The organism is Galactobacillus timonensis, from assembly GCF_900240265.1.
In the GTDB taxonomy this organism is placed as follows: Bacteria; Bacillota_I; Bacilli_A; order Erysipelotrichales; family Erysipelotrichaceae; genus Bulleidia; species Bulleidia timonensis.
Window position 1 is genome coordinate 927202 of the sequence record NZ_LT964739.1, and the last position, 14107, is coordinate 941308.

Here is a 14107-nt window from a genome sequence, read left to right on the forward strand (position 1 = left end):
TGAAGAAAGCAATGACAGAAGGAAACATCTGGAAGCAGCTATTGGCATTCACGCTTCCGCTGTTATTAGGAAACCTATTCCAGCAGACTTACAACCCGGCAGATTCTGCTATTGTCGGTCAGACATTAGGGGCCGATGCTTTGGCAGCAGTAGGGTCTTCCTCTTCGGTTCAGTTCATGGCTCTCGGCTTCTGCCAGGGCTGTACTGCCGGCTTTGCGATACCGGTCGCATCGTCCTTCGGAGCTGGCAATGAAAAGAAAATGCGCCAGTATGTATTTCTTGGCGCAATTCTGGCTGCTGTCATTGCTCTGATCCTGACTCTGACTACCTGTCTTCTGAATACGGAGATTGTTCATCTTCTGCAGACACCTGCAGAGATTGCTGAAGATGCAGAAACCTATCTCTTCATCATCTTCCTCGGAATTCCCTGCACACTTCTCTACAATTATCTTTCTGCAATCCTGAGAGCGATCGCCACAATCTTCTCCCGGGGAGTCAGCGGAATCCTCTGCCTTCTTCTGATCAGAAAGAAGTTCAGGATCCTGGTTCCTTCGAAAGAAGAAAAAGCATTTTATCAAGAGATGACCAGAGGACTGCTGAACCAGGGACTGCCCATGGGCTTGCAGTTTTCGATTACTGCCATCGGATCCATGGTGATGCAGACGGCGAACAACGGTCTTGGAACCATTTATGTTTCCGGCTTCGCTGCCGGCGTCAAGATCAAGCAGTTCACGCTCTGCCCGTTTGATGCGCTTGGCGTTGCTATTTCCACCTTCATCTCGCAAAATCGCGGAGCCTGCAAGCCAGACCGCATCCGGCAGGGTGAACATGCCGCAATCACAATCGGGGTCACTTATGGAATCCTTGCCGGTCTGATTCTGGTCTTCTTCGGCAGAGATCTATGCATGCTGTTTGTATCTGCAGAGAATGCGGAAGTCCTTGATGCTGGAGGCAGATATCTGAGTTCGCTCGGAAAGTTCTACTGGGTGCTTGGTTTCCTGATCACGAAGCGCATGAGTGTTCAGGGTCTAGGCTGGAGCAGACAGGCCATGATCGGCGGAATCATAGAGATGATTGCACGCTGTGCAGTTTCTTCAATCTTTGTTCCGCTGTACGGTTATACAGCAATCTGCTTCACCGATCAGTCTGCCTGGATCTCTGCATCCATCTACCTGTTCTTCATCTGGAAGAATGCACTGCATCATGCAGAGATGGAAATGAAACAGGAACTTGCCTTTGAGAAGAAATAGCTATTCCAGGTCATTGCCGTTTGAAGCAATTACTTTTTTCATCCAGAAGAAGGAGTCTTTCTTTTTTCGTTGATAAGTTCCGTTTCCTGAATTGTCCAGATCTACAAAGACAAAGCCATAGCGCTTTTCTGCTTCTCTGCTGCTCAGAGAGATGAGATCAATCGGAGCCCACATGGTATAACCTATCAGAGGAACACGATCTGTATTTACCGCTTTCAGAATTTCTCTGAAATGGTCCCGCAAATAATCTACTCGATACGGATCATGAATCTTTCCATCTTCTGATACCTTACCAGATTTCGACAATCCGTTTTCTACGATAAATGATTCAACCATTAATCCCCCACTTGAAGTGGGGCGAACGGAATAAGCAGTAGCTTTGACAGGAGCACCAAAAGAAAAACCTTGCTTTATCATGAAAGTGGGTCTAGTCAACCACAATCATAGAAAGGCAAGGTAGTCCAATGGACAATGAAAGTCTAGCACATACCAAATATAACTGTACTTATCACGTAGTATTTATTCCGAAGTATCGGCGCAAGAAAGAAAATGTACGGAGAGCTGAGGAGGGATGTTGTCGAAATCTTACGCAGAGTATGTGAAATAGAAGGAATCAAGTTGATCAAAGGGGCAGTATGCAGCGATCATGTTCACATGTATATATCAGTTCCGCCCAAGATCAGTATATCGACGGCGATGTCACGAATTAAAGGAAAGAGTTCACTGATGATCTTCGATCGGCATCCGGAAAAGCGTGACAAATATGGACGACATTTCTGGGCAAGAGGATACTATTGCGAAACCGTTGGAAACGTGAACGAAGAGACAATAAAGAAGTATATAACGGAACAGGAAAATTCAGATCGAATTGAGGGATAAGCTTCCTTTAGGAAGTAGCCTATAAAAAATGGTCGACTAGACCTCGCCTTTAGGCGATGGAAGAAATGAATCCCGGAGGGATATGCGCAAACCACCAGCAGAGCTGGTGGTCATGACTTAGTACCTTGAAGTATCGTAGCTTATGGGCTGTTCAAGCATAAACAGCAGATGAATCCCTGTTTTTGAGGGAGAATACTCTGCATATGTCTGCATTGTGCTGACGATCTCATTTGCCAGATCTGAAAGCTTGCCATCTGACACAACATGGTCCAGATCAATTCCAGCAATTCCATTGCCGATCCTGAAACCAATCCCATCAGCAAGTCCATGTTCTTCCAGTTCCTTTGCTTCAGAGAACGTCGAATAGGTGGCGTCATCCCTGACGCTTACCATGCGTCCATCTTTCAGCGGAACCTTTTTTACCTTCCCCTGCAACTGCTGGAGAATATATGTACACCAGATCTGCCTTTCCTGCAGATCCTGAATGGTTGTTGTTTCCTTCATAGGAATATCTCCTTCCATAAAAAAGAACCGATATTTGCTATCGGTTCAGTTGATTCACAGAATATGAGATTGCGGGGGCCATTCGGGGGCCAATCATCTCCTATCACTTGAATTCAGATGCACTGAGATGCATATTCTTTTTTCTTCTAAGAGCGGAATATGCCATGAAATGCGCTGTTTTACATCTTGGTGCGTGGTAAAGCAAAGTGGTTAAGACTGTTAGCGCTCACCATTTATAGTTTGGAATGCCGCATAACAGTGCGGTTTTTCTTTACTCTTGCGAAATTCGTAGAGTAATTCGTAGAAATAAACGATGAAAAGCAATGTTGATTAGAGAGCATCATACGAATGAGACGCATTGTCTGGTTAATTATGGGCTGATTAGCACTAGCTGACGCCTCTTCCATATCAGCCGGCAAGAACATGGGACAGCCGCTTTTGGGCTACCGTTATTTAACGCTATTCCGACAGATTCTAAAAGAGCAGGCCATCAAAATGATCGCTATGCGGTTTATTCCAAATGCTTCATGTGGACGCATTTCCCCTTGTTGAAAAGTTCATTTATCAGCTTTCTTGTTTTGGAGGGATTCAATACGAGAAATTCCCCCATCTCTCTCGCACTGTATTGAGCGACATGTTCCATTATGGACAGGGCTTATTTCTGGCGCCGGGTTAATTGAATGGGAATCCGCCGGCCTTCTCTTAGAATTCGCCGGTCTTTTTATTTTTGGTTTGATACTCTGACATACCTGCGTTTTTTAGTTTCTGCGGTAATTCTGACCAGTTTATTTGATATCAGCGTTCTTAGTATTTCACGGGTCCTTGTTTCCTTCAGCCCTAGTGCATTTGCAATTTCAGAAGCACTGTATTCTCTGCCAATTTCCATCATCTGCAGAGCTTCTCGTTCACGCCTGGTGAGAGTCCCGATGGAATCCAGCGGTTTTTCTAGCGGTTCTAGCGGTTTTTCTAGCGGTTTGTTTGCCTGCTCATCGTTCGGGTAATTCAGATTTGGTAAGGTTACCAGAAACATTGTGCTATCAGAATAGAACTCTGGTTCTTTACTGTTGACAAAGTTGTTAGATGTCTCGTATCCATCAAGGATTTTTCCAAAGCCGCTGCCAGAGCGTTCCATATACCCGAGACGATCAAAAATGTCTGCAAGCACCGGATTCCTTCTTCTCGATGGGATTCGGCGAATGTTCCTGTCCTGAACCCTGGTCCCGTCAAACATTCCTCCCGGTGAATAGATTTCGAGACGATCATCAAACATGTCCACATGCACTTCGCTGCCATAGTCCAGATAATCCCTGTGGACAAATGCATTTACCAGTGCCTCAAAATAACTTCTGTGTACATATTCCGGGAATTCTAATCGTGAATTATCCGTTTTCTTCCAAATTGTTTTTGAATTCACCTTGATGAACGTTTCAGCATTATTCAGCAGGGAGATTAAACTGCCACTGTATTCCTGATGATCTAGGGCATCAACAACACCACCGCTCTTGGTGAGCCCGTTCCACCTGGTGCAGAACACTCTTGAATATCTGATCGGAGATTCATCCGCAAGCAGTGCGCCGGCATTTGTTAGCTTTCCGTTCTCGTCCTGCATTCCCCATGAGATGAGCGATTCTTCCGGAAGACTTTTCCCTGTCCATGTCTTATACCGCTCCCGAACCTTGGAAAAAGAATAATCCGCCGCATTATAAGAGGAAACCAGCGAGTCATAACTACTGTTTCTCCCCCGAAGCACCAATCGTTTTAAATCTGTTGCAGAGGCAGGTATGCTTTCGTTTCCTACGCGCATATAAGCTTCTGTCGTACCATCCGCTGAGTAGTAATAGGGAGTTTCTTCACCCTTGTGGACTTCCAGAATAATCAGTTTCCTGTTATCAGAAGTTTTGTAAAAGCGAAGCAGAAAATCAGGAGTAGGAATAATCCGGTTTTTGATGATCTCACTGATATTTTCCGCATCTTTTTCGGCATGTTCCAGGCCGATAATGTCACCTGTATCGGAAATGCCGAAAATCAAAATTCCACCGGCAGTATTGGCAAATGCACTGATACTTTTGCACCAGCTTTTTGGCCGCTTGATTTCCACTGCCTTCTTCTTATCGTATTCTGTTGCTTCACCAATGAGCTCTTCTATCTTCATATGCCTCCATTATCTTTGATGATACTGTGAATATTCTTGTGAGATTCAATTGGAAATAATTGATTTGATATTTTCCACTTTCAATCTATCAGCTTCCTATATTTTCATAGCCGATATCAGGACGATTCCATTCATAATTTTGGAAAATATGGTCAGTACCCCGTGCCTGTTTCCGTATTCCTTGCATGGAACCACCGCCTGTGCCGGATCTGGCTGCAGATTGATTTGTTTTTCCAGGATGACGCTCCGCTTGCGATTAACATCATGATACTTGAATTTTAGAGCTGTTTAAGCATAGGTTAGGGGATCAGAACACGCCGATTGTACTCATGTGTGTACATCTTTTCAGGGAATGTACATTTGCGCCGCTTTACCTGCGGGAACGGTCTAAAATATGGAAAACAGGAGTTTTTATTATGATCATTCAGGAAGAGGCGATGCAGATCATTGAGACTGCACTGCATGATGCTAAGCCCGACGAAGCGGTGAAACGCGCCCTGGCAGATCTGCCGGAAGTTTCCGGAAAGATTGTGCTCGTTTCCTTCGGTAAAGCCGCCTGGTCCATGTCAGCGGCCGCAGAACATGTACTTGGCGATAAGATCAGCGAAGGCATCTGCATCACAAAATACGGACACGTTCAGGGGAAAATACCCCATGTCACATGTTATGAAGCAGGACATCCCGTACCGGATGAAAACAGCTTTTCCGCAACCCGGAAAGCAGAGGCACTTGTCCATAATCTGAGTTCCGATGACCTGGTACTATTACTTGTTTCCGGCGGCGGCAGCGCCCTCTTTGAAGATCCGCTGATTGCGCCACAGGAGCTGCAGGACATAACGAAGCAGCTGCTTGCCTGCGGCGCCGATATCACAGAGATCAACATCATCCGCAAACGTCTGTCCGATGTGAAGGGTGGAAAGTTCGCTGAAAAGTGCAGACCCGCCAGAGTATTTTCAATTGTGCTGTCTGATATCATTGGCGACCCGCTGGACTCCATTGCTTCAGGACCTGCCTATCCCGATTCCCACACCTGCCAGGAAGCACTGGCGATAGCGGACAAGTATGCATTGAAGCTGTCGGACCGCGCACGCAGCCTGTTGAGTGTTGAAACTCCCAAGCAGCTCGATCACGTCGAAACCCGGATCACAGGCAGCGTTCGCCAGCTGTGCAGAAGCGCCGAAAACGAATGTCTCCGGCTCGGCTATCAGCCCGTGTTTCTGACTTCATCTCTGAATTGTGAAGCGAAAGAAGCCGGCAGCTTCCTCGCCTCCATCGCCCGCGACCATCAGAATATTGAAACTTCAATGGCTTGGATCCTGGGCGGCGAAACGATCGTCTACCTCCATGGCTCTGGCCTTGGCGGGCGCAACCAGGAACTTGTATTATCGGCAGCCGCAGGAATCGGCGACTGTCACGACACCTGTATCTTTTCCATTGGCAGCGACGGAACCGACGGACCGACCGATGCGGCCGGCGGCATCGTCGATGAACACACCTGCGATAACCTGAAATCCCAGGGGATTTCTATATCTTCCGTCCTCGCCGACAACGACAGCTACCATGCCCTCAAGCGTGCCGGTGCGCTTGTCGTCACCGGTCCTACCGGGACGAATGTCAATGATCTGACCGTACTTCTGATTAAGAGGAAAGCGAAATGATCGGCACCGTCGGGAATTATCGTATCTTCCGTGTCAGCCGGGGTACGCGCCTCGCCGATGATCTCAGGAAGGATCTTGGCACGAGTGGAGAATTATGTGCAGCTGCACTTGCCAATCGTCAGCCCGTCTATGCCGTCTATCGAAAAAGCCGGCTCATGGCATGTTATATATTTCAAAAAGAGAATCATCAGCTGGTGTGCAGAGACGAATGGGAAGTGGAACGGCTGCCGGCAACGATCATAAACGAAACAGATCTCTGCATCTGCAGAGATCTGATCAGTATACTTGCATGGAAAAACGGGTGGACCGCCCAGTTTCATGGCCATCTGGTAAAGGCTGATCATGGTGCCCTGCTCCTGCAGATCCTGGAAGGAATCGGGTTCGGAGCCATCATGGGCCTTGTCGTCTGGCTGGCGCGCCGGCACCTGGTGGTTTCCATTTTGATTGGATGTGCCTGGGCAGCAGCCAGTTCAATTCTGTTTATCAATCATGAAATTGAAAAGCAGAAGAGCCGGTATCAGTTTATGAATCTATGAAGCGAACTATTGTTCGATCGGATGCGTACGGAGATAATCAATGACCTGGTCTCTGGCCAGAGAAAGATGCCTGGAATTCACGTTGCAGGCTTCTTTTTTTCGGCCGTTCAGAAGGTATTCAAGAATCTGGGAGTGCTCCTGTTCCGATTCATCAAACCTGTTTTTGCTTGTGAGGGAAATGATACGGAACTGATGGTTCTGATTCTCCGCCTTCTCATAAAGAGAAGTCATCAGATCATTGGAATTCATGGCCACAATCTGATGATGAAACTGCGCATCAAGACGGATATATGCTTCAAGATCATCCGATGTGTGCAGCTGATGGAACCGGCTGATTTCATCTTCCAGCTCCTCTTTGTGCTGCTGAATGACTTCGGGACTGGTATGCATCATCGCATAATTCTCGATTGCTTCGCGGACCTCGAAGATGTTTTCAATGTCCTTCGGCGTATAGGTTCTTACAAAGATACCTTTATTTGGGATGACGGTAGCGATCCCGTCTGCTACCAGCATGCGCAGCGCCTCCCGTACAGGGGATCGGCTGATGCCTAGTTCGGCCGCTATTGTTTTTTCCTGAAGCCAGCTTCCGGGACCATAGCGGCCCGAGAAAATGTCTTCCTTAATGATTTCATAAGCCTGCTGGCTGATCGTTGTGATCTGCTTCATAAATTTACCATCGCTATGATACAACAAAGGAAATGAAAACTGCATGGACGCCCCCTGAGAAAAGCATCCATGCAGCCGAAAGAGAGCCTAGTGAATAAACAGACTCAGGATAATCAGAAGAACGGAACCAAACAGCGGAACCAGAATCGTACTGATTGTCCATGTCTTCAGCGATGTGTTAATGTCCAGTCCTGAGAAATTAGTTACGACATGGAAATAGGAATCGTTCAGGAACGACGGGCACATCGTTGTCAGACACAGTGCCATGCCGGCAAGATACGGATTAATGCTCAGCGTAGACAGCATCGGCGCAATAATCGCGGACCCCGTAATCATTGCAGTGGTACCGGAACCCTGCGGGAAACGCATAATTGTTCCAATCAGCAGCGGAACCAGAATCGGTAGAACGCCGGCATTGACAATGCCCTGTGCCATGATCTGGGCAGCACCCGTTGCCTTAACAACAGCACCAAGCGCACCACCGGCAGCGGTAATGAATACGATCGGACCAGCATCTTTGAGAGCATCGCCCATCATGGCCTGGATTTCCTTATCCGTCTTTCCTTCGGTCAGGCAGAAGGCGCCAAGGCACACAGAGATAAACAATGCAATGATCGGATGACCAAGGAACGTTACGATCTGACCAAACATTGTAGCTTTCACAGCCGTTTGCGAAACAATCGTATTGGCAAGAATGAGGAATACCGGCAGCAGCAGAATCAGGAACGAGATTCCTGCACCCGGAAGCTTCTCCGTCGTGAGCAGCTCTTCAAAGTCGCTGTTTTCCAGCTCTTTGCCGCTGTCCAGTTTCTTCGAGATCTTCTGGAGAACCGCATACTGCGCAGGTGTATATTTGCTCGGATCAATCTCTTCCGGAACCACGAACTTACCTTCATACTTCTTCCCGTAATAACGGAACAGATAGACGGAGAAGATAAACAGCGGAACCGAGAACGCCAGACCATACAGAATGAACATACCAAGATCAATATTGATTCCCTCATTCTGGAATGTCGATACGACAGCGAGAGGACCCGGGGTCGGAGGAACCATAAAGTGCGTAATATAGAGGCCCATTCCCAGGATGCCGCCCAGCTGAACCATCGACTTCTTGGTCAGGCGGGAGAATTCCTTAGCCAGAGACGACAGAATGACGAAGCCGCTGTCACAGAAGACCGGGATCGAAACAACAAATCCCGTAAGTCCAAGGACAACGTCAGCGCGCTTGACACCGACAACCTTGAGGATGCTCAGGGCCATGCGCTTGGCGGCGCCGCTCTTTTCAAGGAAGATGCCCATGATGCAGCCAAGGCCGATGACGATGCCGATGCTGGTCATTGTTCCGCCAAAGCCTGCTGTAACGGTGGATACGGCGACGGCAAGAAGGCCCTTACCTTCATTGCCAGTTCCGACTAAGAGTGCGTTTCCGGAGAGGATGGCAATCAGAATTGCCGAAATGATCATTGCCGGGAACGGGTGAAGTCTTGTCTTGATGATCAGGAACATCATTACGATGATGCCGATAATCATCGCTAATACTGGATTCATATTGAATTCTATCCTCCTGTTTTTTGATCAGATGACCGGACCAAGACAGTGAATATCAATGGCGGAAAAATACTGGATTGCTTCGTTCTTTGTCATTTCACCGTTTAATACGCGGATGAGCTTGGCAATTGCTTCTTCTCCCACCTGTTCAATGGTCTTTTCGCCGGTGATGATCAGTCCCGCATTCAGATCCATATCGTTCTGCATGCGTTCGTAAGTATTTGGATTTCCGCAGATCTTGATGACGGGCATGCTCGGGAAGCCCTGAGGGGCGCCTCTGCCGGTAGAGAAGCACATGAACTGTGCTCCGGTCGCTGCCATTCCGGTCAGGATCTCAGGCTCCCGCCCCGGTGTATCTTTGATCCACAGCCCTTTCTGAGTTGTGACATGCTCCGGATATTCCAATACGCCCTGAATTGGTCGTGTCCCGCTCTTCACAATGGCGCCAAGGCTCTTTTCCTCGATCGAAGACAGGCCGCCGGCAATATTGCCAGGCGTCGGCTGACCTCTGCGCATATCGCATCCCACGCTCTTGGCGCGGGTTTCCATGTTGTTGACGATTTCATAAATCTTATCGGCGACTTCTTTATTGACGGCACGACGCGCAAGCAGATGTTCGCCGCCCAGGAATTCGGTCGTCTCACCGAAAATGACAGTTGCGCCTAAATCGACCAGATGGTCCGCAACATAGCCGATGACGCAGTTGCTTGCCATGCCGCTGGTGGTGTCGGAGGCTCCGCACTTGATGGCCATGACGATTTCGCTCATGTCTGCTTCCGTACGCTGGAGGCCGGAAATTTCAATGACGAGTTTTCTTGCCAGATCGGTACCAGCCTGGATCGCTTTTGATACGCCGCCAAGTTCCTGAATATGAATGATTTCCACCGGCTTGCCGGTTGCTTTGAGCTCCTTATACATACGCTCATGGTCCGTTCCTTCGCAGCCAAGAGAAACAATCAGGACGGCGCCAACATTGGGGCTCTTGCCAAGGGAGATCAGCGTCTCTGTCACCCGGTCCAGATCCGGCGGCAGCTGGCAGCATCCCTGATGATGCAGATAGACGACAGTTCCCTGTACTTCATGGGCAATGGCATTTGCCACATCATTTGCACATGTGACCGAAGGGATGATGGCCACATAGTTTCTGGAACCTACGGACCCGTCCGGTCTGCGATAGCCATACCATTTCATTCGTGTCTGCCTCCTTTTTCCCAGTCGCCGCGTCCGCGCATACTTTCAAGATTGTGGACGTGGACATATTCGCCTTTTGCGATTTCGGCACTTGCCATTCCGATTTCTTCGCCATACTTAATGATCAGTTCCCCTTTATGAATCGGTTTTATGGCAATCTTATGACCATAGGGAACGTCGCCGATCACTTTGATCTCTTCCATGTTTCCTTTCGGGTCACGGACCTCGACAAGGGTTCCATCAATGATGCCGTTGGCGAAGATCGTTGCGACATTGTCTTTGTCATTGACCTTGAGGGCAATTTTCTTTTCTTCTGCCATAGTTACTTTTCCTCCGGGGCAACGGCCAGTACGCTGACGCCATCCGGAATGACGACGACGCTGGCATCGGCTCCCTTCATCTCCAGCGCGATCTGCAGCGCATCATCCACCGACTTTGCCGGAATCATGTTGCAGGCTCTGACGGTTTCATCATCCAGCTGGGAGACGAGAATCATTCTGTGCTTATGGAGTATGCGTGCATAAATCTGCGGGCACCACTGCTCCGGTATCGTTTCCTTGGAAGGAATCTTCGACAGGTAGGCATCAATTTCTTCCGGCGTACCCATGCGGATCAGTTTCGCAAAATGCGTTCCCCCCATACCGTCGACGCAGCTGCAGCACATGATGATGACGCCGTCTTCGCCGGCGCATGCCTCGGCGGTTGCGACGGCTTTCGGGCTCTGGTACAGATTCTGATCCAGCGGATAGCCGCCGTTGGACGTTATGACAATGTCGCCGGTGATGCTTTCGCACTGGCTCCATTGCCGGATGAAGGCGACGCCTTCGGCATGGGCCTTCTCCAGATCACCTGCCCATGCGGCAATGACTTTCTTTTCCGCATTGAGGGCAACGTTAAGAATGTACTGGACATTAACCATACGGGCTGCTTTAACCATGTCTTCGTGAATCGGATTATGTTCCAGGACACCGGTCTTGGCATAGGGGCTGGCAATGGCTTTATAAGAATGGTTTTCATTGACGGTTTCTGCGGAGCATACGCCTGGGAGAATGCTCTTTCTTCCACCCGAGAAGCCGGCAAAGAAATGGGGCTCAATGAAGCCTTCCGTAATGAGAAGGTCCGCTTCGGCAGCCACTTTATTGACATGAAACTCTGCTCCAGAAGGAAGGGTGCCCATCATGACGAATTGATCCGGTTCAAACGCTTTGTTTACAACGATCTTTTCATGGTCGACGATTTCGTCGCCAAACATTCTGCGCTGTTCTTCTTCCGTTGTGGGACGATGCAGGCCAGTCGCAATGAGAATGGTAATTTCGGCATCGGGGTTACCTTTTCGTATCGCAGCGAGTTCTAACGGAAGCGTGATCTTGCTGGGTACGGCCCGGGTATGGTCGCTGGTTACGATGACGACGTTCTTCTTGCCTTTGGCCAGCTCTTCGAGCTTCGGGGTTCCGATCGGGTTGTCCATCGCTTCCTTTACGATTTCGGCTTCGGACTTCTCGGTTTTAAATTCATGCATCTTGGCGCGAATCACGGCTTTCAGATTCTTCTCGTCAATATGCAGCTCCTGGTGGGAGGTGTAATACGGGATTTCAATGGTCTTCATGATTCCTCCTGATTATGTATGGTGTATACATCCTACAGACAGTCAAGCATTCGGAAGAACCCGGTTCAAGATGTAAGGGGTTACATGAATGGCAAATATGCAAACATGGTGTCAATGTTATTGCATGAAAAAAACCATGTCTCTGATTTGCAGAGCCATGGTTTTTACTGCGGTATTGCGATATACCTTTCTCATTTCGGAGGAAGACTCTTGTACCCGCTGACGATAAAGGTGTCGATGTTCTTCTTGTTCGCGTCCCATTCTTCGTCGCTGCGGCTGATGGTGTGACGGATTGCATGCATACAGCCGTTGAGCTGGAAGTACAGAAGACCGATCAGCTCATCATCACTCGACGATACTCTCCGGTGCATGACGTCGAGATATTCTTTCCGGTTCATGGAAACAAATTTACGGATGACGGTATGAATGATGGTGTCGTCCGTAAACAGGTTGCGCAGCTGTGGATGGGTGCGGACAAACACGCAGAGAGGGACACCTTCCGCTTTCCCGTAACCGAGCAGCTCTGTCTGAACACCGTCTACGTTCAGAAAGAGTGTCCGGAGCGCTTCATCCAGGACCTCTGCCGTGTTGCTGAAGTGCTTGTAGAAGCTGGTGCGGCTGATGCCCGCTTCCTGACACAGCATGGTTACGGTGATCTCTGAAAAACGGTATTTGCGGATCAACTGCAGGAATGCGTTCTGTATTTTCTGCTCTGCGTTCATTATCTACATTATAAGCTATAAACCATTGTTCTTTTGATTCAGATACTACCGGCGCTGGAATATGCAGGAAAATTACGGGATATTTGTGAATTAATTGTCAGAAAGTTGTTGACAAGCATGGATTATGTCAACTTTAACTGTGTTAGCAGTTTCGCAACACCGTGTCGAATGAATGAAAGGGGAAATTCATGGACGACGAAACGTGATTTTGCGCGGGAAAATGCGAGAAACTGCATCATCTGCTCGATTACATGCTTCAGCTCAACAGACATCACAATGAAGAATTAAACGAACTGGCTGACTCTTTGAAAGAAGCGTATCCGGATCTTTCGTCGTTGATTCATGAGGCGTGCATGCAGTTTGAGGCGGGATGCGGTCTTCTGGACCAGGCGCTCAGCAGGCTGGACGGTGAATAGCCATGTGCCTGTCAACGGTATACCGGAATCAACGTGTGCCTGAGACCATTGTCATGAAGAATGTGATGCGCATGGAGGTATGCGGTGAAAAGCTGATTTTCACGGATCTGATGGAGCGGAAGCTGGAGGTGAACGGGAATCTTGATTCCTGTGGCCTTACCGACAACTGGATTTTGATCCGTACGGCCCAAGAGCACACGAAGGAGACATGTGACGATGTCGGAGAAGAAGCCGGGGCAGAAGATTCTGGCCATTGATGCGGATCCGGCGTTGGGGATCATTGAGAAAAGATCAGGAAAAGCACCGGGCTGTCGGGCCCGGCGCTTTCATTCCATAAGGGTAAGAGTGTATCTGGATATTGTGACTGGATAATGGACTGTCTCTTAGATCTTGCCAACCAGATCGATGCCCGGCTTCAGGGTCTTGGCCCCCGGTTTCCACTTTGCAGGGCAGACTTCGTTGCCGTTCTTGCGGACAAACTGGCATGCTTCGACTTTGCGGAGCAGCTCTTCTGCATTTCTTCCGACGGAACCGGAGCTGACTTCGTAGGAAACGATCTTTCCATCCGGGTCGATGATGAAGGTGCCGCGCTCAGCGACGCCGTCAGCTTCAATCAGGACATCGAAGTCTCTTGCCAGTGCGTGCGTCGGATCCGCAAGCATCGGGTAGGTGAGCTTGGAGATTGCCTCGGAGTGATCGTGCCATGCCTTGTGGACATAGTGCGTATCACAGGATACGGAATAGATCTCGCAGCCGATCTTCTTGAAGCTGTCATAGTTATCCTGTAGATCTTCGAGCTCTGTCGGGCAGACGAAGGTGAAATCTGCGGGATAGAAGAAGAATACGCTCCACTTTCCCATCAGATCATTCTTCGTCACGGTTTTGAACGAGTTGTCAACGTAAGCCTGTACGCTGAACGGCGCTACTTCCTTGTTAATGAGTGACATTTACTGTTTTCCCTTTCTGTTGTTGTATTTGA

Annotated in this window: 15 protein-coding genes and 1 pseudogene; 6 read left to right on the forward strand and 10 right to left on the reverse strand. The window is 48.8% G+C overall.

Annotation, left to right across the window (positions count from 1 at the left end; genetic code table 11):
• The first annotated feature begins 11 nt into the window (after positions 1-11).
• Complete coding sequence (locus C1714_RS04350) at positions 12-1250, forward strand: MATE family efflux transporter (protein ID WP_245305037.1); 1239 nt, start codon at positions 12-14, stop codon at positions 1248-1250.
• Here C1714_RS04350 and C1714_RS04355 read toward each other — a convergent pair whose 3' ends face one another.
• Positions 1251-1667: a family 1 glycosylhydrolase gene (locus tag C1714_RS04355; protein ID WP_102342042.1), complete on the reverse strand. Its 417-nt coding sequence runs from the start codon at positions 1665-1667 to the stop codon at positions 1251-1253. It abuts the gene before it with no gap.
• A 47-nt stretch (positions 1668-1714) separates the two neighbouring features.
• On the opposite strand from C1714_RS04355, the pseudogene tnpA reads away from it, so the two are divergent.
• Positions 1715-2129: pseudogene (gene tnpA / locus C1714_RS04360) on the forward strand (IS200/IS605 family transposase).
• A gap of 117 nt (positions 2130-2246) precedes the next feature.
• On the opposite strand, the gene C1714_RS04365 reads toward tnpA, so the two are convergent.
• Entirely contained in the window at positions 2247-2633 is a 387-nt protein-coding gene (locus C1714_RS04365) for a hypothetical protein (protein ID WP_102342043.1), read from the reverse strand.
• A 721-nt stretch (positions 2634-3354) separates the two neighbouring features.
• Positions 3355-4785 (reverse strand): ATP-binding protein, encoded by a 1431-nt coding sequence (locus C1714_RS04370; protein WP_102342044.1) that lies wholly within the window; start codon positions 4783-4785, stop codon positions 3355-3357.
• A gap of 416 nt (positions 4786-5201) precedes the next feature.
• Between C1714_RS04370 and C1714_RS04375 the strand changes: the two genes are divergently transcribed.
• A complete protein-coding gene (locus C1714_RS04375) occupies positions 5202-6443 on the forward strand; it encodes a glycerate kinase type-2 family protein (RefSeq protein ID WP_102342045.1) in 1242 nt (413 codons plus the stop codon).
• Entirely contained in the window at positions 6440-6979 is a 540-nt protein-coding gene (locus tag C1714_RS04380; protein ID WP_102342046.1) for a hypothetical protein, read from the forward strand. The genes C1714_RS04375 and C1714_RS04380 overlap by 4 nt, the downstream gene beginning before the upstream one ends.
• A 6-nt stretch (positions 6980-6985) precedes the next feature.
• Here C1714_RS04380 and C1714_RS04385 read toward each other — a convergent pair whose 3' ends face one another.
• The 6 genes from C1714_RS04385 to C1714_RS04410 all read right to left on the reverse strand — a co-directional run bounded on the left by C1714_RS04385 (position 6986) and on the right by C1714_RS04410 (position 12712).
• Complete coding sequence (locus C1714_RS04385; RefSeq protein WP_167849926.1) at positions 6986-7645, reverse strand: GntR family transcriptional regulator; 660 nt, start codon at positions 7643-7645, stop codon at positions 6986-6988.
• A gap of 87 nt (positions 7646-7732) precedes the next feature.
• Positions 7733-9193, reverse strand: coding sequence for a GntP family permease (locus C1714_RS04390; protein WP_102342048.1), 1461 nt, complete (start codon positions 9191-9193; stop codon positions 7733-7735).
• 27 nt (positions 9194-9220) lie between these two features.
• Complete coding sequence (locus C1714_RS04395; protein ID WP_102342049.1) at positions 9221-10384, reverse strand: UxaA family hydrolase; 1164 nt, start codon at positions 10382-10384, stop codon at positions 9221-9223.
• Complete coding sequence (locus tag C1714_RS04400; RefSeq protein ID WP_102342050.1) at positions 10381-10704, reverse strand: UxaA family hydrolase; 324 nt, start codon at positions 10702-10704, stop codon at positions 10381-10383. The genes C1714_RS04395 and C1714_RS04400 overlap by 4 nt, the downstream gene beginning before the upstream one ends.
• A 2-nt stretch (positions 10705-10706) precedes the next feature.
• Entirely contained in the window at positions 10707-11990 is a 1284-nt protein-coding gene (gene larA / locus C1714_RS04405) for a nickel-dependent lactate racemase (protein ID WP_102342051.1), read from the reverse strand.
• A 191-nt stretch (positions 11991-12181) separates the two neighbouring features.
• Positions 12182-12712 (reverse strand): TetR/AcrR family transcriptional regulator, encoded by a 531-nt coding sequence (locus C1714_RS04410; RefSeq protein ID WP_102342052.1) that lies wholly within the window; start codon positions 12710-12712, stop codon positions 12182-12184.
• 239 nt (positions 12713-12951) lie between these two features.
• Here C1714_RS04410 and C1714_RS13955 point away from each other — a divergent pair, with 239 nt between their 5' ends.
• Together C1714_RS13955 and C1714_RS04415 are read left to right on the forward strand one after the other, a co-directional pair.
• Positions 12952-13128, forward strand: coding sequence for a DUF8180 domain-containing protein (locus tag C1714_RS13955; RefSeq protein WP_483423418.1), 177 nt, complete (start codon positions 12952-12954; stop codon positions 13126-13128).
• A gap of 2 nt (positions 13129-13130) precedes the next feature.
• The gene (locus tag C1714_RS04415) at positions 13131-13385 is read left to right on the forward strand and encodes a CooT family nickel-binding protein (RefSeq protein ID WP_102342053.1); all 255 of its coding nucleotides are present in this window, start codon (positions 13131-13133) and stop codon (positions 13383-13385) included.
• 126 nt (positions 13386-13511) lie between these two features.
• Here C1714_RS04415 and ahpC read toward each other — a convergent pair whose 3' ends face one another.
• The gene (ahpC, locus tag C1714_RS04420) at positions 13512-14075 is read right to left on the reverse strand and encodes an alkyl hydroperoxide reductase subunit C (protein ID WP_102342054.1); all 564 of its coding nucleotides are present in this window, start codon (positions 14073-14075) and stop codon (positions 13512-13514) included.
• Positions 14076-14107: the final 32 nt, after the last annotated feature.

Coding starts and splice junctions, on each gene's coding strand:
- C1714_RS04350 (WP_245305037.1), top strand. CDS start 12: ATGACAGAAGGAAACATCTGGAAGCAGCTATTGGCATTCACGCTTCCG.
- C1714_RS04355 (WP_102342042.1), bottom strand. CDS start 1,667: ATGATAAAGCAAGGTTTTTCTTTTGGTGCTCCTGTCAAAGCTACTGCT.
- C1714_RS04365 (WP_102342043.1), bottom strand. CDS start 2,633: ATGAAGGAAACAACAACCATTCAGGATCTGCAGGAAAGGCAGATCTGG.
- C1714_RS04370 (WP_102342044.1), bottom strand. CDS start 4,785: ATGAAGATAGAAGAGCTCATTGGTGAAGCAACAGAATACGATAAGAAG.
- C1714_RS04375 (WP_102342045.1), top strand. CDS start 5,202: ATGATCATTCAGGAAGAGGCGATGCAGATCATTGAGACTGCACTGCAT.
- C1714_RS04380 (WP_102342046.1), top strand. CDS start 6,440: ATGATCGGCACCGTCGGGAATTATCGTATCTTCCGTGTCAGCCGGGGT.
- C1714_RS04385 (WP_167849926.1), bottom strand. CDS start 7,645: ATGAAGCAGATCACAACGATCAGCCAGCAGGCTTATGAAATCATTAAG.
- C1714_RS04390 (WP_102342048.1), bottom strand. CDS start 9,193: ATGAATCCAGTATTAGCGATGATTATCGGCATCATCGTAATGATGTTC.
- C1714_RS04395 (WP_102342049.1), bottom strand. CDS start 10,384: ATGAAATGGTATGGCTATCGCAGACCGGACGGGTCCGTAGGTTCCAGA.
- C1714_RS04400 (WP_102342050.1), bottom strand. CDS start 10,704: ATGGCAGAAGAAAAGAAAATTGCCCTCAAGGTCAATGACAAAGACAAT.
- larA (WP_102342051.1), bottom strand. CDS start 11,990: ATGAAGACCATTGAAATCCCGTATTACACCTCCCACCAGGAGCTGCAT.
- C1714_RS04410 (WP_102342052.1), bottom strand. CDS start 12,712: ATGAACGCAGAGCAGAAAATACAGAACGCATTCCTGCAGTTGATCCGC.
- C1714_RS04415 (WP_102342053.1), top strand. CDS start 13,131: ATGTGCCTGTCAACGGTATACCGGAATCAACGTGTGCCTGAGACCATT.
- ahpC (WP_102342054.1), bottom strand. CDS start 14,075: ATGTCACTCATTAACAAGGAAGTAGCGCCGTTCAGCGTACAGGCTTAC.